Origin of the sequence: Paeniglutamicibacter sp. Y32M11 (genome assembly GCF_019285735.1) — a bacterium.
Lineage (GTDB): Bacteria > Actinomycetota > Actinomycetes > Actinomycetales > Micrococcaceae > Paeniglutamicibacter.
Window position 1 is genome coordinate 236,580 of record NZ_CP079107.1, and the last position, 18,665, is coordinate 255,244.

General features: G+C 59.9%; 17 protein-coding genes. 13 read left to right on the forward strand and 4 right to left on the reverse strand.

The window, feature by feature from the left end:
• Positions 1–71: 71 nt before the first annotated feature.
• The gene (locus KUF55_RS01135; protein ID WP_218817739.1) at positions 72–500 is read left to right on the forward strand and encodes a CoA-binding protein; all 429 of its coding nucleotides are present in this window, start codon (positions 72–74) and stop codon (positions 498–500) included.
• 368 nt (positions 501–868) lie between these two features.
• On the opposite strand, the gene KUF55_RS01140 is transcribed toward KUF55_RS01135, so the two are convergent.
• Complete coding sequence (locus tag KUF55_RS01140; protein ID WP_218817740.1) at positions 869–1,555, reverse strand: response regulator transcription factor; 687 nt, start codon at positions 1,553–1,555, stop codon at positions 869–871.
• 610 nt (positions 1,556–2,165) lie between these two features.
• Between KUF55_RS01140 and KUF55_RS01145 the strand changes: the two genes are divergently transcribed.
• From KUF55_RS01145 to KUF55_RS18970, 9 genes are all read left to right on the forward strand, one after another.
• On the forward strand, positions 2,166–4,400 hold the full coding sequence (locus tag KUF55_RS01145) for a vWA domain-containing protein (RefSeq protein ID WP_218817741.1): 2,235 nt from the start codon (positions 2,166–2,168) through the stop codon (positions 4,398–4,400).
• A 49-nt stretch (positions 4,401–4,449) separates the two neighbouring features.
• The gene (locus KUF55_RS01150; protein ID WP_218817742.1) at positions 4,450–5,106 is read left to right on the forward strand and encodes an alternate-type signal peptide domain-containing protein; all 657 of its coding nucleotides are present in this window, start codon (positions 4,450–4,452) and stop codon (positions 5,104–5,106) included.
• A 120-nt stretch (positions 5,107–5,226) separates the two neighbouring features.
• Positions 5,227–5,826, forward strand: a complete 600-nt coding sequence (locus KUF55_RS01155) for a signal peptidase I (protein WP_218817743.1) — start codon at positions 5,227–5,229, stop codon at positions 5,824–5,826.
• Positions 5,823–6,404, forward strand: a complete 582-nt coding sequence (locus KUF55_RS01160) for a hypothetical protein (RefSeq protein WP_218817744.1) — start codon at positions 5,823–5,825, stop codon at positions 6,402–6,404. Before KUF55_RS01155 ends, KUF55_RS01160 begins: the two co-directional genes overlap by 4 nt.
• Before the next feature lie 8 nt (positions 6,405–6,412).
• Positions 6,413–7,123, forward strand: a complete 711-nt coding sequence (locus KUF55_RS01165) for a SipW-dependent-type signal peptide-containing protein (RefSeq protein WP_218817745.1) — start codon at positions 6,413–6,415, stop codon at positions 7,121–7,123.
• Between the two features lie 14 nt (positions 7,124–7,137).
• Positions 7,138–7,920, forward strand: a complete 783-nt coding sequence (locus KUF55_RS01170; protein ID WP_218817746.1) for a hypothetical protein — start codon at positions 7,138–7,140, stop codon at positions 7,918–7,920.
• 56 nt (positions 7,921–7,976) lie between these two features.
• Positions 7,977–8,363: an MmcQ/YjbR family DNA-binding protein gene (locus KUF55_RS01175; RefSeq protein ID WP_370630939.1), complete on the forward strand. Its 387-nt coding sequence runs from the start codon at positions 7,977–7,979 to the stop codon at positions 8,361–8,363.
• Between the two features lie 23 nt (positions 8,364–8,386).
• On the forward strand, positions 8,387–8,707 hold the full coding sequence (locus KUF55_RS01180; RefSeq protein WP_132364260.1) for a putative quinol monooxygenase: 321 nt from the start codon (positions 8,387–8,389) through the stop codon (positions 8,705–8,707).
• Positions 8,708–8,719: 12 nt separating this feature from the next.
• Complete coding sequence (locus KUF55_RS18970) at positions 8,720–10,135, forward strand: DUF1990 family protein (protein WP_218817748.1); 1,416 nt, start codon at positions 8,720–8,722, stop codon at positions 10,133–10,135.
• On the opposite strand, the gene KUF55_RS01190 is transcribed toward KUF55_RS18970, so the two are convergent.
• Positions 10,119–11,882, reverse strand: coding sequence for a lipase family protein (locus KUF55_RS01190; protein ID WP_218817749.1), 1,764 nt, complete (start codon positions 11,880–11,882; stop codon positions 10,119–10,121). The genes KUF55_RS18970 and KUF55_RS01190 overlap by 17 nt on opposite strands.
• Positions 11,883–12,043: 161 nt before the next feature.
• Here KUF55_RS01190 and KUF55_RS01195 point away from each other — a divergent pair, with 161 nt between their 5' ends.
• The 3 genes from KUF55_RS01195 (at position 12,044) to KUF55_RS01205 (ending at position 15,196) form a co-directional block, all read left to right on the forward strand.
• Positions 12,044–12,712, forward strand: a complete 669-nt coding sequence (locus KUF55_RS01195; protein ID WP_218817750.1) for a DNA alkylation repair protein — start codon at positions 12,044–12,046, stop codon at positions 12,710–12,712.
• A gap of 89 nt (positions 12,713–12,801) precedes the next feature.
• The gene (locus KUF55_RS01200) at positions 12,802–13,542 is read left to right on the forward strand and encodes a hypothetical protein (protein WP_218817751.1); all 741 of its coding nucleotides are present in this window, start codon (positions 12,802–12,804) and stop codon (positions 13,540–13,542) included.
• A gap of 43 nt (positions 13,543–13,585) precedes the next feature.
• Entirely contained in the window at positions 13,586–15,196 is a 1,611-nt protein-coding gene (locus KUF55_RS01205; RefSeq protein WP_255557217.1) for an HD domain-containing phosphohydrolase, read from the forward strand.
• Positions 15,197–15,266: 70 nt separating this feature from the next.
• Here the strand turns inward: KUF55_RS01205 and KUF55_RS01210 are convergent, their stop codons facing one another.
• Together KUF55_RS01210 and KUF55_RS01215 are read right to left on the reverse strand one after the other, a co-directional pair.
• Entirely contained in the window at positions 15,267–16,049 is a 783-nt protein-coding gene (locus KUF55_RS01210) for an SDR family oxidoreductase (RefSeq protein WP_132364269.1), read from the reverse strand.
• 341 nt (positions 16,050–16,390) lie between these two features.
• Positions 16,391–18,283, reverse strand: coding sequence for an FAD-binding monooxygenase (locus KUF55_RS01215; RefSeq protein WP_218817752.1), 1,893 nt, complete (start codon positions 18,281–18,283; stop codon positions 16,391–16,393).
• Between the last annotated feature and the right edge of the window lie 382 nt (positions 18,284–18,665).

Genomic DNA, 18,665 nt, shown 5'->3' on the forward strand with positions numbered 1-18,665 from the left:
CCGCTGGCGTGCGGCAAGACGAAGAATCCGTCGGCGGTACAGATGCAGAAGATGGCGATAGCGTAGAGACCATGAGCAACGAAACCGGCGCAGGCCACGTTAATGATCCGGCGGTGATCCGCCGTCTGCTGCAAACCCGGGGGCGGTGGGCGGTGGTGGGCCTGAGCAATAATCCACGCCGCGTTGCCCCAGGCGTTTCGCTCTTCTTGCAAGATGACTTGGGGATGGAGATCATCCCGGTATCGCTCAGTGGCGAAGATGTTTTTGGAAACCGCGGATATACACGATTGGCAGAGATCCCTGGGCAAATCGATGTTGTGGATTGTTTTGTGAACTCGCAAAAAGTGGGCGATATCGTGGATCAAGCGATTGCCATTGGGGCGGGCGCGGTGTGGCTCCAGCTCGGTGTTCGTGATGAATCGGCTGCCCAAAGAGCCAAGGCAGCGGGCCTCGAAGTTGTCATGGACACGTGCCCCAAAATTGAGTATCCCTTTCTCTAAAGTTAACCGGAGGATAATACTCCATTTGCTGTGAAGTTCTCGTTTGGTACGGGTGAACGGCTCATCAGACAGTCTTTAGTTGCTGGGTTTGAGGCCACCGCAACAGAACGCTTCACTGGCCCCCTCCTGGGTCAAGGATGCGGTCTATCGTTGTCGTGGCAAAAACGTCGCGAATCCGTGGAATCAACAGCCTTTGAATCTGCGCACAACCATGGGGCAACGATGTGTGGAGAGCTGGAGTGGCGAGGTTCGCACGTCCGATTCTAAGGGCTAACCCTTACATCGAGGCCTTCACCGAACCAGCTTCCCGCAACTCCACGATTCCCGGGTCATCCCACCCCATCGCCATCTGGACGGTTGGGAACGGATCAAGCCGGTTGCAAGACTCCCAACCTATATCCAACACCGCGAACTGATTCGGCAATACGAGGTCCGCCGGCCAGGAGAACTTTCCGACGAAGCCGTGAAAGGTGAACCTCGACAACGCGTTCGTCTCCAAACCAATTCGGCCACACTTTCTCCACGATATTTTGGCGTTTGATGACGTGATGCGGTCGCAGCATAAGAAGCGTCAGAATCTCGAATTCAGTTCTCGTCAGTGAGACGTGGTTGCCGGAGACACTGACCAAACGTGATGCCACGTCAAGGGACAATTCGCCATGGCGAAGGACCCCTGTCAACGGGTCTGCGACGTTTTCGAAACCGCGAGATCGACGATTCAACGCCTCGATTTTGGCAACCACTCGTCGGATGGACAGCGGGCCAATTACGCAATCATCGACGCCCACGGCGTAGGCCAGAAGTTCATCAATTTCGTCCATTGCGGTGGCAACCACCAAGATCGGAACTTTGTACTTCTGGTGCACGGAGCGACAAAGTTCCAGCACCATGCTTGGAGCACTGTCCCCATCAACAACCACGAGCGAGGGGTTGTTCTTTTCACCCATGTCCATCACGTTCGACTTTTCTGACGTAAGAACTTCATAATTACGTTCACTAAGTTCCGAACAAATTTCCTGACGAAGACCAACTGTTTGAATCACGAGATTATTCATTTTTCCCCCAAGGAAAATGTCACTACCGAACTACAAACGCATCTAGACGTAGTAGAGCGCTCGAAGTCGACAACAACGTGAAAATGGGTCGTGCATGGCCCCAGACCAAGCAGTCCAGAAAATTCCACCAACCGCTCCAGCTCAACTCACCCGGAGGAGTGGATCCCGGTGAACAGATCAAAGCCCTTGTTCGTCATCGTTCCCAAGCAATGTCGAACCACTTTGAGTACGCATCGGAGGCGGGCCCCGCTGCGGTGCTGAAATGGATGGCAGATCATCTCTACCCCAAGCTCAGATTATCCGCGTAGGGCATGAATGCGCAACAGGCTGCGCGTGAAGCGAGAATCATGACCAGCGCTCGCAAGATTCGATCTACGCGTCACCCAACTCCTGCTCGTGAATGGAGGAGGGATGTGCGTGCGGTGAATCGGAAGACCCCTTCTGCATCTCGATTCCCTCCGTACTGAACGATCCTCGTGAAATTTCAGAGGCAAATAGAACCGACAGCAAAACGCAAGCATTCCGCAACAGCATCGCAGGAATCACGAACTAAATTCAGGATCACTGCAGGATCACAGTGATCCAGCGGATGAGGATTTTGGGGAATCTGATGCCGAAGAAATCGGTGAGGGAACGCAGGCTCTTGGTTGTGGCCGCAGTGGCTACAGCATTGTCGATCGCTGTAGGTACCATGCCGGCGGCTGTGGCGAATCAAGCGCCAGCCAAAGAAAGCCAGGCAGCTTCAACACCAACCGGAACGTCGGCGACACCGGATGCTGCTCTTGCTGGTGCCAACGAAAAATCAGCGGCGACGACGCCGGTTCCCTCCGCGGAGACTCCCCTGTCAGTGGCACCAAGCCAGACTCCCAGCGCACCTGCAGCGGAGGTCTCCGAAGCCACCGGTTCCACTTCCCTCAGCTCTCCGAGTAGCGAGAAACCATCAGCGACCGAAACAGCATCCGCACCGGTCAAGGCCAAACCGTCACCCACAGCTTTACCAACGCCGAGCCCCACGATACGCCAGCGCATTCTTGCCTCGCCCCTGGCCGAAGAACCAAAGGCAGCAGCGGCTGCCGAGATACCACTGGCCCTAGCTGCCGCAACCATTGGTGTTCCGGTCGGGAACCCTCCGACCGACAACGCAAAACTAGTGGTCAAAACGGGAGGAACCCGCGCTACAAGCACAACGGTCAACGGTCTCGCCGGCGTAACCTACGACTTCTACAAGGTCGCCAGCGAAACGGTGCTTGCCATTCCCGCAACAGCTTCCATAGGTTCCTGCACCACCAATGCGGCCGGTGAATGTGGAATCTTGGCTGTCTTATCTGGAAACAACAATGCGAATAACTATTTCATCGCAGTTCAAAGCTCAACGTCCGGGGCAAGTCAGTCCGGAGTAAGCGGCACGTGGAGCACGGCAGCTTCGTGGGGGGCGACTACGGACTTGATCCGCTACAACTCAGGGGCTGTCAAGAAGAACGACAACGCTGCCTCTCGCATCAAAAATATGCCGAGCTCCGGCCGCACCTGGCCAACCGTGCTCAGCAATCCTGTCGCATCGCAAAAGTGCGGCATCAAGATGGCTGTGGTGTTCGACCTTTCCTACTCCGTCCAACAATCCGGTTCGGTGAGCGCCTACAAGGACGCAGGAAAGATCTTCGTTGACTCCCTGGCTGGAACTCCATCCGAAATCGCCATCAAGACCTTCGCTAGCCGCGCTCCCGGACAAAATGCGTCCTTCACAGCACCTGCCGGCAATAGCTCCTTGGGTCTCACCTCCGTCGCTCAGGGATCGGGCGTGACAACTCTAAAAAACAAGATTGACGGTTTATCTATCCTGCAAAACAGCAGCGACTACTACACGAACTGGGATCGGGGCCTGGCACAAATCGAATCCGGCTACGACGTGGTTCTCTTCCTCACCGATGGCGAGCCCACCCGCTACGGACCGAGTGCCTCCGGGACCGGCAGTGAAGCAACGCTTCAGAACGTTGAGGAGGCAATTCACTCCGCCAACTCCGTCAAGGCAACCGGGGCCAAACTCATCGCGGTCGGTATCGGCATGGGTTCGGGTGAGAACAATGACACTCAGCGACTGAAGATGATCTCGGGACCAAATTCAGGTTCTGATTACTTCTCTACCGACTTTGCGAACCTCGGCCAAACCTTGAAGACCATGGCCACCAAGGACTGCCTCGGCACCGTAACGGTTGTGAAGGAAATTCAGGAGCCAACGGGACCCAGCACTCCTGGAGCCCAATGGAACTTTGAAACCAGCACTTCAAATGTCACCGCCGGTACTAGCGCACTTTCCAGCGGACAAACCGACGCCAACGGTGCTTTGAACTTCAAAGTCGCCGGCTTCATCACAAACCAAGATTCGGAAACACGGGACGTGAGCATCACAGAAACCCAGCAAACCGGTTTCGAACTGGTGAAGCAAACGGGAAACTTCAACGCTAAATGCACCAACGTGTCCACCGGCACGGTCTTGACGATCACCAATTCGGGGACTTTGGGATTCACCGTCCCCGTCAAGAAGAACGATGTGATCAGTTGCTTGGTCACCAATAAGCGGCTGGTCTCCAGTCTCACGGTTATCAAGACTGCCGCGGCGTACAACGGTGGCAATCCGGTCACAGGCCCAGGATCAGCGCCAAACGTTCCTTCCGGAACCTCGGTCACCTGGACCTACACCGTCAAGAACACCGGAACCACGACGCTCACCAACGTGTCGGTTACCGATGACAAGGCTGGGAACGCCACCTGCGCACAAACAACTCTGGCACCTGGTGCCACCACAATCTGTACCAAATCCGGGACCGTAACGGCCCAACAACCGTAATTCCGCCCGACTTGGGCACATCACTCGCAGTTCACAGAAAGGCACGACCATGAATAACAAGACCAAGGGCGCTATCGCCGGTATCGCCGGGATCGCTTTGCTCGCAGGCGGCACTACCTTCGCATTGTGGAACGACGACGCGTCAATCGCCGGTGGCGTGATCACCGCGGGCAACCTGGAGGTCGCGACGGTTGGCACAGCAACTTGGAAAGACATTTCCGCTGACCGCACCGATCCAAACCACACGATTGCCAGCTTGACCGCATTCAAGATCATTCCGGGCGACACCATTGAAGGAACCTTCGGCATTGATGCTGCCCTTGAAGGTGACAACATGGTTGCTAACCTCGGACTTGCGCTCGACGGTCTGAGCCCCGAAGGCAGCCTGTTGGCTGATCCCAGCGTTGTTGAAATCAGCTACTCACTGGTCAAGGCTGATGGCACCGCCGTCGCGTCGGCAACCGACATTGCCTTGGGCACCCCCGCATCTGTGAAGTTCGCTTCGGCGGATAACTCCAACAACGTTGCGACTCTGCCCACCCTTATTGACCACTTGGATGGGGTCGCCGACTACAAGGTAGTCGTCAACGTCCACTTCCTGACTGCAACCTCCGATCGTGAACGGGTTCAGGCCTCGGCCGATCTGCAGGACCTCGGTGTAACCCTGGAACAGGATCGAACCGCCGGCATCGGCGGCGGTTTCTAGCTCTTCCGTTTCCCCCCAAACGGACGTAGTCGAAGTGGGGAGGCGCTCCCCAGAGTTCCTCCCCACTTTGCTATACCTTCCACATCGTTACCGGAACAACTCATAGATATGGGCAGAGAAATGACGAGCACCATCGCGCGGGAGACGGGTCCCGCCCAGCGGGACGACGCATCTCGTGCAGGCGGTTCAATATTCTCCGGCGTCCTCTCCGGAATCACCACGGCTCTTGTCATCGTGGTCTGTATTCTTTCGCTGGCCCTGGCCGTGGTCCCACGCTTCATAGGAGGCTCCGCACTGACCGTGCTCACCGGTTCAATGGAACCAACGTATTCTCCCGGTGACATGATCGCAGTGAAAGCCGCCACAGTGAGCGAAATTCAGGCCGGAGATGTAGTGACCTTCCAGCCCAACTCCGGAGATCCGACCCTGATCACCCACAGGATCATTACCAAGCAGATGGGCGACTCCAAGGACGGAACGCTCTTCGTCACCCAAGGCGATGCCAACGGAGCACCCGATGCACCAATCGTCGCTGGACAGATCAAGGGTGTGGTGATGTACCACGTCCCCTACATCGGACATGTAGCAATGGCCGTCGGGGAACATCGCCAGGTAGCGCTCATCGCAGCAGCTACCGCACTCGTAGGCTATGGCGCTTTCATGATCTTCCGTCCCTCATCCGGAGCCAGGAATGGCCACAATTCCAAGGAGCAGCCGTGAAAACGACAACCAAGCTCATCTGGGTGGGAGGTATGCTCACCTTGGGTATCGCCTCTGCTGCCACAACCTACTCGCTCTGGTCTGAACCAGCAACGTCCAATGTGGGCAGTATCGTCTCCGGAAATCTAGATCTTGCCAAGCAAGGTGCCACGCTGTGGACCGAGACTTCACCCGATGACACGACCTACACCGGTCAGCAGATAGACCCAGCAACATTCCTAGCGGTCCCCGGTGACTCGTTCAAGATCACTCAGGCATTTAGCACGGTTCTTGAAGGTGAAAACATGTTGGGCAAGATCGGTGTCCGATGGACAACGCCACAAGCGCTGCCTTCAGGTGTTACCGCAACCTACAAGTTGATCGGACCTGGAAATATCGCAACCGTGGCCAAGCCGCTGGGGTCCGTGGTTGCCGTCTCGGATTTGCCGGTCGGTGCAGCGACCTGGACGGTTGAGGTTTCTCTCTCGTTCGCAGCGAGCAAGGCCGATCGCTTCAACGATCCGGCCGACCTGAGCAATCTGGGCACCATTGTTGTTGACCTGGACCAGATTCGGACCGGAACGGGGTTCACCTCATGAAGCGTCGAATGAGTATTAAGCCAGCAGCGATGGTTCTTGCAGCGGCGGCAGTGGCCACCGTCGCGGCGGCATCTTTGGGAGGAGCCACACTGGCCCTGTGGCACGATGAGCAGTCCTTCACCTCACAAGTGAAGACGGGCAAAGTTGCCTTCGGAGTCGGTGCCCCTGCAACAACGCTGGCACAGAATGCCACGTCCAGCGCAAGCTCCCTAAACTTCACCGTGGGCCAGGCCGCTGCACAAACCTTGTTGGATAACCTTGGTGTGGCTATTCCCATTCAGGTGGATTCGCTGGCGCAAGGCAACAAAGGCCTGCGCTACACCGTGGTACCTCCCGTCTTTGCCTCCGGGTCCATCTTCGCCGCTGCCGACACGAGACTGGTGAAGGTCAGCAGCGCTGCCGAGTGCTCGCTTTCGCCTCGTCCACAGCTTCCGAGCCCGGTCCCGGCTGGCTACTACAGCCCCACGGCGGTGCCTTCGGTGTATTCAAGCACTATCGATCCCACCACCCACTTCTGGTGTCTCACCGCTGTTCTGGACAAGAAACCAGGATCAGGAACATACACCAACAAGGTTTCTGCAACCGGCCAGCCGCCCACGGGAGCAGCTGTGACGGGCTCGGACCAGTGGTGGGCAAATGTCACCTCGGTTTCAAGTGCTGCAGCAGAACTGAACCACACCATTGCATTCACCTTCGAAACCTTCAGGCCAGGTCAATGATGAATATTCAATCAATGCGATCTCGCTACGTGGCCCTCGCCTCGGCATTTGGTATCGCTGCCCTTAGCCTCACTGCCGGTGCACTTCCGGCCTCAGCATCCCCTGCCACCGAGTCCGCGGAGATCGTTCTGTCGTGGGATGGAAACAGCTATACCTCGGTCGTAGGTGAGTCTTTTGTCGGAGTTCCAGTAGCGGTACCCGGCGATTCGGCCAAGCGGACCCTAATGGTGCGCAATGACGGCCCCTCGGCAGGGACACTTCGCGCATCAATCATCAATGTCAAGATCTTGGATGCGAAGGCGCCCGACCTCAAGGACACCAATGGAATGTCATCGGATCAGGGCAACTTCTACGACGACCTTCGCCTTGGTTGGAACGGAGGAAGCGCCAGCTTTACGGACCTCGCATCACGTGCCGAGACCCCCTTCTACGAGGTATCTCTTGCCCAGGGGGCTGTAGTGCCGGTGACCATCGATTACCAATTCCCGATCGAGGCTACCTCCGGCAATAAGGCAAACGTTTCTTACCGAGAGGCTTCGTTCGACGTTAGATTGACCATTTCCGGTGAAACTACCACGTCGACACCAAGCGCTACGCCATCGCCCATTCCCACCCCGGAACCTTCCGCGTCGGATTCGCCATCAACACCTCCGGTTGCAACTCCGGTACAACCTAAACCACCGCTGGCGAATACTGGAGCAAGTATTGGTGGAGCAGTTGCGCTGGGACTCGGGCTATTGGGTGTTGGCTCACTGTTCGCCGCCCGCGCTCGGCGCAAGTCGACGCACACGAACTAAACTTCTTCGTCAAGAAGTTCAGCTCACTTGACCCCGGCGGAACTAGGATGGGCGATGTGGACTATGAAGCATGGCGCAATATTCTCCTGTCGATGCCCGGGGCATACGAAGACTTTCCCTTCGGCGCGGACGCGGCGGTGTTTAAGGTGGCCGGACGTCACCGTGAAAAAGCGAAGATGTTTGGACTACTGATGCACCGCGGGGAGGTGCTAAACCTGAACCTGAAGTGCGATCCAGCGCTCGCCGAACAGTTGCGCGCAGCCAATCCTCAAATCACCCCCGGTTATCACATGAACAAAAAGCACTGGAATACCGTCACCTCGGGCCTTCCCTTGGAGCTGATGCGGGATCTGATCGAGGACTCCTACGACCTGGTAGTTGCCTCGCTGCCGCGCCTTGATCGTGAAGCGCTGGGCTGGAAGGGCATCGTTGGGCGCGGCTGAGTGATACTCGATAGGCTTAGGGTATGTACTTCATCGTTGTGAAATTCCAGACCAAGCCCGAATACACCGCCAATTTCATGGATCTGGTGACCCCGTTCACCACCGCCACTCGCGCCGAAGCCGGGAACCTCTGGTTCGACTGGTCACGCAGTGTTGAAGATCCGGCCGAGTTTGTCCTCGTCGAGGCCTTCACCGATGATGAGGCCGCAGGAGCCCACGTGAACTCCGAACACTTTATGGCCGCCATGGACACCATGCGTCCGGCACTGGTTTCCACCCCAAAAATTGTCTCGCGCAAGGTTGAGGGAAATGACTGGGGCGACATGGGCGAGTTGCAGGTCTAGGGCCCGAATATCATGTTCTCCTCGCTGCGCACCAAGCTCCAGCAAACGTTCTCCGCCCAAGAGTCCTATGACCCGGCGTGGGAACGAGCGCTGGATGCTGGGGCGGATGCGGGGTACTTCGCCCATGATTCTGCCGTCTGGACGGTGCACGGTGGGATGAGTCCCATCGCCGCCGGAATTCGTGCGCTGCTAACCCAGGCACTGCATCCCGGGGCGTTGGCCGGTGTTGCCGAACACTCGAACTATCGAGCCGACCCGCTGTCCAGGCTGGCCGGCACCATCCGCTGGATCTTCACCCTGACCTATGGCGACACCGTGGCAGCGGACGCGGCGTGCGCCTGGGTAGCCCGACGTCACGCCCCGGTCACCGGGAAGTATCTGGCAGCTTCCGGGGCGCAGCTCGACTACGCGGCCTCGGATCCGGGACTTTCAGACTGGGTTCATCTGGCCTTTGCCGATGCCTTTTTGCGCAGCCACGAGATCTTCTCCGGTCCCCTCGGGTCACGCGCCGATGAGTATGTGCGGCACTGGGCGAAAGCCGGCGAGCTTATGGGGGTGGCCAATCCGCCGCGCAGCGAGGAGCAATTGCGTGAAGCCATGGCCGGGTACGAAGCACGCGGCGAACTTTCCGGTGGACCACGGGTCGCCGAGGTCGTCTCCTTTCTGAAAAACCCGCCGCTGGACCCGGTGGTGTTGCCCGGCTACAAGTTGCTTTTTGCCGCGGTGGTCGCCACCCTTCCCGCTAGCCACCGAGAGATGCTGGGACTGCAGTTGCCCGTCGTGGGCCAGCGAGTGGCCCGTATTGGTGGCAAGGCAGCACTGGGACTGGCCGGGTTGGCATTGGCCAAGCGCGGCCCCGCCGAACTGGCCGCGCGCCGCCGGCTTTTCCGTCTGGGCGTCCTTGATGACCTCAGCTACCCCGACCGCGGTCTCACGGAGAATCCGGGCGTACCCAACGGCTACGAGCAGATTCTTCGGCGCGAATATGTGGGTCATGGTGACGCGGTTTTCCAGGCGTTGGCTTCCGGAATCATGAGCTGGAAGTTGCACGAAGGTGCCGGATTGCGGGTGCTCGCCGACACCCCCGAGATGCGCATGGCCACCCGGGTTCGGTTGGGGATCGGGCTGGGGCAGCTCCGCTGGAATATCCCGTGTCGCGTGGTGAGTCTCATCGAGGAAGAACATCGGCGCGGCTTCGCCTACGGCACGCTGGCCGGGCACCCCGAATCCGGTGAGGAGTCATTCACCGCGTGTCAGGAACCGGACGGATCGGTGTATCTTCAGATCCGTGCCGTTTCCCGGCACGCTAATCTTTTGTTCCGGATCGTCTCGCCCCTCACGCACCTGGCCCAACAGTTGGCGACCGACCGTTATGTGGACGCAGCCCGTCGGATCGCCTCGGGCGCGGAGTCTACGGGCAGGTATTAATCGGTCTCTTATGCGTTAGTCGGTCTTCGGCCCACGCGAGAAGATCGTTGGTGAGCGGGGAATCATCTGCCACCAGGGGCAGGTGATCAAGGCCCGGATATTCACGGTATTCCATGGCTTGGCCCGCGGCACAGCGCTGAGCCACCCATTGCTCCTGCATCGTGGGAAGTACCAGCTGGTCCGCCAGCCCCTGTGCCACAAAGAGCGGGTAGTCGATGTCCGCGGTGACCGAATTTTCGCGTAGTTTATCGCCCAACGGTCCATTCAATGCGGCCTCGGGAATCACCGCATCAAAGAGCTGGGTGCCGGCGATGATGCCGGAGAGGGCATCACGTCCGTCAAAACAGCGCTCTCCAATGCGCTGAACGGTTCTGTCATACCCGGGAGTGATCAACGAGGCGACGTTGAGTTCCGGGTAGACATCGTTCCACGCTGCGGCGATGTAGGAGGAAACCACCTTCCCCGCAGCCGCGTCCTTCACCCCGAGGGCCAGGTCCACCAGATTGGTGGCCGGAGCCAGCGCCGCGACACCCAGAACGGAGATTTCCGGTGCATACGATTTAGCGATCGCTGCGCTGAAGAGGGCTCCGTGCCCACCCTGGGAGTGGCCCCAAATTATCGTGTCATTGCGCAGTGTGAACCCCTCGCGCAGTTGGTGCGCGGCGCGGTAGGCGTCAAGAACATTGCGACCCTCGGCCTCACCTACCAAATACGGGTGTGGCCCGGCAGTGCCCAGACCCACATAGTCGCTGGTGACCCCCACCCAGCCCGCGGAAACCAGCTCGCGTAAGGCTGCCGCGGGTCCGTCGGACAGCGGTGTCGCCGAGAGCGATGGGGCGCAGCGTGGGGTAATGCCCTTGGTCCCGTGGGCAATGGATACCACCGGCAGCGCCGCGGAGTCGTGGTGACGCGGTGCCACCACCGTACCGGAGGCCACGGCCGGGGAGTCATCGGGGTTGGTGGTGGTGTAGAGGATGCGCCAAGCCTTGGCGTTTTCCGGGATGCCGTCCGTCAGTGCTTCGGCGCGTAGCAGGGTGCCGGGTTCACTCGGAAGATCGGTGGGTGGGGTGTAAAACGCATCGGGGACCAGTCGTGGATCCCCGGCATGGAGCCACGAAGTCACCAGCACCATGACGATGGCCAGCAGCAGGGCGAGGCTCGACGCAGTGAATTGTGCGAAGCCACGGAGCCCGCGAGCCCGCCTTTTGGAGTTTGGACTCGCGTCGCGGGCCAGAAAGTCGAGGATGAGACGCAGACCAACAAAGAGTAGCCAGCCGCCCAGAAAAACACCGAAGGCCCACAGGCTGAGCTTGGGCCAGAGTACGACCAGTGCGCCAGTGAGCAGGGCTGCCAGTGAACCGATCGCCGCGCGGGCTCGGTGCTCGGTTCCGCGCCTAAAGACCGCCATCAATGAGATGGCGCCGGAAACCAGCAGCGTGAGTGACACCGCCAGGGCAAGCATCGGCAACGTGGATTCGCGCCACAGCAGCGTCGCGATTCCCGCGCCGACCAGAAGGAATCCGCTGACGTAGGCAATCCATGGCCAGGCATCATCCGCGGCGGAGGTGGGGGTGAAAGCGTCAACGATGCGGGCACCGCCGGCAAAGATTAAGCCAGCACCGATCAGCAGCACAAAAAGTTCGATGGAGACGGCCGCATGCAGTGCCAGAATGGAGCCGAGCACGACCAGAAAAATGCCCAACAGTGGGCGCACCCATAGCGGGATTCGGGTGATGAATTTTTTCATGCGGTTCCTCAATCAATGGCGGCACAGCGCGCACCTACCCTTGGAAGCATTCTGCCGCATGGTTTTCCATGGAACCAATCCACCGCTGCGTTCGGTGAAACGCGGGGGTCTCTCCGTAGACTGAGTCAGGAGAGCACTACAAACATTTGCAGGAGGTTGGGATGAGCGAAACGACGTTAACCGAGGTGCTGGCGGAACTGGCCACGCTCGATAATCCGAAGGTGCGCTCCGTTAATGCGAAGCACGGGGATGATCACGGGGTGAACCTTGGAAAGCTGCGTGCTCTGGCCAAGCGGCTGAAGACTCAGCAACCGCTGGCCCTGGAGCTATGGGCAACCAATGACACCGCCGCACAGCTGCTGGCACTGTTGATTTGCCGGCCAAAGGATTTCAGCCGCGAGCAGCTCGATGCCATGCTGCGCCAGGCCCACGCCCCCAAGACTCACGACTGGCTGGTGAACTACGTGGTGAAGAAGAGTGCGCACGTTGAGGAGCTGCGCGTGGCCTGGAAGGCAGCTGCCGATCCCGTGGTGGCCAGTGCCGGATGGGCGCTGACCAGCGAACGAATCGCCAAATCGCCGCAAGGCCTGGACCTGCCCGGCCTGCTCGATGTCATCGAGGCGCAGATGAAGGAAGCCCCCGATCGCCTGCAGTGGGCGATGAACCAGGCGCTGGCCACCATCGGCATCGAACATCCGGAGCATCGAGCACGCGCGCTGGAGATCGGCGAACGCCTCGAGGTGCTGAAGGACTACCCCACACCGCCGAATTGCACCTCCCCGTTCGCGCCGGCCTGGATCAATGAAATAGTACGGCGGAAGGAAAGCTAAGCGCGGACCCCTCAACACATGGGGCACCTGCCCCATGCTCGATCGCACTTTCGCTCCTAGTCTCAAATCATGAGGCAAAGGAGCCGATCATGAGCACGACGACACCGCAGAAATGCGCCAGCGAATCCGAGGCCACGGCGGTAGTGCCTCCGGGCACCGCGGAACGGTTTTCCGGTTATGCGCTGATGGGTATGGCCTTTGACACCGGCTACTACCTTGCCTACGGCCGCTTCCCCGCCAGCTCCATTGGTCCGGGTTATCATGCGGTCTGGCTGCGCCGTCCCGACGGTCACTGGAGCATCTATTCCGATGTTCCGCCGGAGTTTAATTGTGCGCGCTATTTTGGTGCGGCTTTCGGCGCGAAAATTGCGGCTCCCGTCACCTCGACCTTTACCGGCGCCTTTGACCTCACGATCACCGTTCCGGGAATCCTGGACTGGCGAATTCGGCTTGAGTCCTCGATGGCCACGGCCGGGCTGGGAACCATGGCCAGAAAAATGCCCGCCGCCATGTGGAGCAGCGACAAGATCCTCGGCGCCATGGGGCTGATGATGGGGCCAATCCTGGGCTCCGGGAAGATGGCTCTGGCCGGGCTGGTTCCCAACGGGCAGTCCTTCCGGGCGCACCCGCGACGGGTGTGGATGGTGAAATCCGCCCAAGCAACCATTAATGGTCACGATGCAGGGGTCCCGCAGGCACTCCCGATACAGGAGCATCTGGCCGACTTCTGGCTACCGCAACGCGGCATTTTTGTGGCAGGTCTGGACATCGAATTTCCTTCAACGGCGTCCACGGTGGGGGCCGGCGTTCGGCCCGGTGACGGCCTCTGAACCCTCCACGATCGAGGGGGTGCGGTCGTAGACTACAAGGGTGGTGAACTCGGGATCGGGTACCTTCGAACGTTCCGCGGCGGCCGGTGGCCCGACCGGTCCACAACCGCGGCTCAGTGAACTTCTGGCGGCACTCTCGTTGGCCATCGATCTGGGGCTCGGCCAGAAAATGGAGCACATGTTGCGTGCCACCGTGTTGGGGCTGCGCATCGCCGCGCTACTGGCGCTGGAGGAGAAGGTGCGTGAGCGGATCCACCACGCCAACATGCTGGCCTGGATTGGCTGCCACGCCGACTCCTTCGAATTAGCCGCACAGTTCGGCGATGACATCTCCTTCCGCTCCGACTACTACTTGATCGATGCCAAGGGCTTGCCGATGCTGTCCATGATGCTGCGGCACACCGGGAATACCATGCCGCAGGTGCCGCGGCTTAGCTCGCGCGCGATGTTCAGCCTGCGGGCCAAGACGGTCATAGTGGAGTTGATCTCGTCGCATTGCAGCTCTGCCGGACAGCTGGCAGCGCGGGTGGGTCTTGACGCGCAGCTGCCCGGGATTTTGGCGCATACCTTTGAACGATGGGACGGGCACGGACTGCCCGCCGGGATTTCCGGCACACAGATTCCCCTGGAAATGCGCATCACCCAGCTGGCCGATGCTGCCGAAGTGCACCTGCGCCGGCACGGCCTGGCGGGGGCCGTGAGCATGGTGCGCGCCAGGCGGGGTACCCAATTTGATCCGCAATTGGCCGACCTCTTTTGCGCTCTGGCCAAGGACCTGGTGCGCGGATTATTGGAAGATGACCCTTGGTCGTCCGTGCTGGCTCTGGCACCCAAAGATTTGCCGCTTAAAGCCGTGGATGTTGATACGGTCTTGGAAGCCATGGGCGATTTTGCCGACCTGAAATCGCCGTGGACCGTGGGGCATTCCAGGGGTGTGTCGATCCTGGCCGTTCACGCCGCCGGGCGGTTGGGGCTTGGTACGGCCGAAACACAGGTGCTGCGCCGGGCAGGCTGGGTACATGATCTGGGACGGATGGGGGTATCCAACGCTGTGTGGGACAAGGCGGAGCCGCTCAGTGCCTTGGAGTCCGAGCGACTGTCCCTCTACCCGTTTTTAACCGAGCGGATACTTTCGAGGGTGCCGGGGCTGCGCAGAGTGGCCCAGGTGGCCGGGGCGCACCGGGAACGCTTGGATGGCTCCGGGTATCCGCACGGGCGTAACGCTTCGGAGCTTGATCCCAGCCAACGCCTTCTTGCCGCAGCAGATGCGTATCAAAGTTACCTGGAGCCGCGGCCGCACCGGTCGGCGTTGCTCCCACGCGCCGCGGGGGAGCGGTTGCGTGCCGAGGCGGTAGCTGGGCGCCTGGATGTCTCGGCGGTTGATGCCGTGCTGGCAGCCGCTGGACACATGGGGCCCGCGCGACACTCCGGCGGTCCGGCTGGTCTGACCGGGCGGGAGCTTGAGGTGCTGGCCCTGATCTGCCGCGGGATGAACAATAAAGACATTGTCGCCGCGCTGGTGATCGCGCCTAAAACCGCGCGCAACCATGTGGAACACATTTATCTGAAGATCGGTGCGACGAACCGCGTGACGGCAACACTCTTTGCCCTCGAAAACGGACTATGGGACCGCGGTCGCGAGGCGCGTTCCTAACCTGAAGGCTGACAGGGCCCCGGAGCGAAAACGCCACGGGGCCGAACTCTTGCGGACAGCTTCGCGGGACTCAGTACTTGTAGGACTGGCCACCGTCGATTGGGATGACCGCTGCATTGATGAACGCGGAGTCGCCGGAGAGGAGGAAAGCAACCAGCTTGGCCACTTCCTCCGGCTTGCCGAAGCGCTTCATCGGGTTGGGTTCGACGAAGCTCTGGCCGACCTTCTCCCAGTTTTCCGCATCGATCTGCTTGAGCGACCCTTCAACCATGGGTGTCATGATGGCACCCGGCGCGATGGCGTTGATTTGGATCCCGTGCTGGCCATATTCAATGGCCGAGTTGCGGGTCAGGCCCACCACACCGTGCTTGGCTGCGGCGTAACCGGACTGGTTGCCGACCCCGCGGATTCCGCCGACCGAAGCGGTGTTGACGACTGAGCCGGAACCCTGCCCGCGCATGACCTTAAGGACGTGCTTGAGTCCGTAGAAGACACCAGTGAGGTTGATGCCGATGACCTTACCGAACTCCTCGGAGCCGAAGTCCTCGGTGGGGTTCTGCTTGCCTTCGATGCCAGCATTATTGAAGAAGCCGTCGATGGATCCGAAGCGCTTCAGTGTTTCCGCCACGTAGTTCTGGACCTCGGACTCGTTGGCGACGTTGGCCGTGAGGGAGAAAATCTCCGCATCGGGTGCAACTTGCCGGATCTCTTGCTCGGTTTCCTGCAGTCCGGCGGCGTTCAGGTCGATGAGGGCCAGCTTGCCCTTTTCCTTGGCGATCTGGACGGCTGCTGCGCGCCCCAGGCCAGATCCGGCACCGGTGATGATGACCGACTTTCCTTCAAACCTCTGCATGTTGTGTTTCCTTTCGGTGAGTCCACAATGAAGATCATTGACTTACATATATGCAAACACATGTACTTGACGAGATATTCCCGTGCACTAGGCAACGCGATACGCGCCGTGGCGCCTTCAACGTATCGCTGATTGGTGCCGGGAACCGGCCTTCGGATGACCGGATCAAGGACATTGGGTAAGGAACCGATGGTGGGGAAGCCCGAGTCGAGAATAGTCGAGTTCCATATGCATCCGACGGGAATCCGCGCAAGGCACGAACGTTCCCGCAGCCGTCGGCTGCGGGAACGTTTGCGGGGCGATCCCTCAATGCGGATCGGGTGATTCGGGTCTGACTGTTGCTAGACGTGCGCTCCCGAGTGGATCTGCGCGAAGAACTCGGCGAGTTCGGTCGTCGCACCCAGCGGCAGCACATTGGCCACGTACTGGTCGGGGCGGACCACTACCATCACACCGTCGCGGGACAGACCGCGCACATCAAAGATGTCGTTTCCTTCAAGCGTGCCGTAGACCTTCTCGTACTCGGTGAGCTTGTACGGGCCGACCTCCGGCAGGAAGATCTTGGGCACCGCGTTGATGTCGATGTCCTCGTGCTTCTGCTGGTAAATGACCTTCACATCGAACCAGGCATCAATGTCGAGCCCGGCAGGGGTGGCAGCGATCGGCGATTCGGGTGCGGTGGACAGCCACTGCGCCAGTTCGCTCACCGCGGACTGCGCCCCGGGGAGTGCGCGATCGGCGAAGACATAGATGCGCCAGCGGCCATCTGCCGTTGCATGATGGCCGAGCTGCTTCGGGTTGGTGTCGCAGACCCGTGAGGCCATGGCCGACTTAAAGCGCTTGCCCAGGGGGAATCCGGTGGCTAGTTCCTGATGCACCGGGGAACCGGTGAGCATCGAGGGAGCGTACTCGGTCATGAATCCGGCCGGGAATTCGGCGGTGCGCACATAGAAGTCCTCAAGATCCGACGGGTTCTCGAACTCCTCGGGCTTTTTGGCCATCAGCGTCGACCATTCCTTGTCGAAGTCGATGAGATTCTTGGCGACCACCTGGCGCTCGGCCGAGTAGGTGCCCAGCAGTGTTTCGGGGCTGCGGCCCTCCAGCACGTGGGCAAGCTTCCAGCCGATGTTAAAACCGTCCTGCATGGAGACGTTCATGCCCTGGCCGGCCTTGGCGCTGTGGGTGTGGCAGGCGTCCCCGGTGATGAAGACGCGCGGGTTTTGAGTGCCGATGTTCTCGGGCAACACGTCATCGAAGCGATCGGTGAGACGGTGGCCGACCTCGTAGACGCTGCTCCAGGCGACGTTGCGGACATCGAGTGTGTACGGGTGGATAATCGCGTTAGCCTGCTCGATGATGTGCTCGATGCTGGTCTTGCGCACCGCTCCGTTGTCACCCTCGGGCACAACACCCAGATCGACGTACATGCGGAAGAGGTGGCCGCCCTCGCGGGGGATCAATAGGATGGAGCCTCCATCGTGGGACTGGATGGCGCACTTGAGGCGGATGTCCGGGAAATCGGTGGAGGCCAGCACGTCCATGACGCCCCAGGCGTGGTTGGCCTGGTCTCCGGCCATGGTGCAACCGATCGATGCGCGGACCTTGGAGCGCGCACCATCGGCGCCGACGACGTACTTGGCGTGCACGATGCGCGTGGTGCCCGAATCCGCGCCGGCGCTGCGCACCAGGGTGACCTTGACCGGGTAGTCGCCGCTGGTTTCAACCTCGAGGCTCTGAAAGTCCCAACCGAAGTCCGGGGTCAGCCGGCTGGGGGAGTTGACCGCAACCTCGGCGAAGTAGTCGAGCACGCGGGCCTGGTTCACGATCAGGTGCGGGAACTCACTGATGCCCGCGGCGTCATCCAGTGCGCGACCGCCACGAATGATGTTCTGCGGGTTTTCGGTGTCCGGGCGCCAGAAGGCCATCTCGGAGATCGTGTAGGCCTCGGCGATGATGGCCTCGGCGAATCCGAACGCCTGGAACGTCTCGACGCTGCGCGCCTGGATGCCGTCGGCCTGGCCGATCTCTAGGCGTCCGCCGCGGCGTTCCACGATGCGGGTCGTGATGTCGGGGAACTGGGCGAGCTGCGCGGCGGTGAGCATGCCAGCGGGGCCAGATCCAACAATCAACACGTCGATTTCGTCAGGAAGTTCCTCTGGGCGGTCGATGCCAACTCCGGAGGCGGGCTTGATACGCGGATCTCCGGAAACATAACCCTGGTGGTGGAACTGCACTGGCTTTCCTCGCTTCATAGAAACTGTCGACGGCCATCCTTAAGTGTTCTATATTAGAACAGTAGGTTCTATAGTAGAACTTTGGCCTGTGATGTAGAACTCTACGGCAACGTCTGCTGGGTCACAAGTACGGGTGTCGACCAGCACAAAACAGTGCGAGTTTTGCTCAGTCGAGAACGTGTTGCGGGTATGCGGGCCTCTGAGTGCGAACGGCATCGCTCCTAATTCCGGCTAAGAAGCGCTAAGGGGTTATGGGAATTTTCCTCATGCTCCCCCATGACCTGGATTTGGTGTGCCCCCATTTTCCTGGCAGGCAGACAATTCGAAACTGAGGCTTTTGATCCTTTGGTGGCGAGGACAAAGCGGTCTCATCACGCTCGGT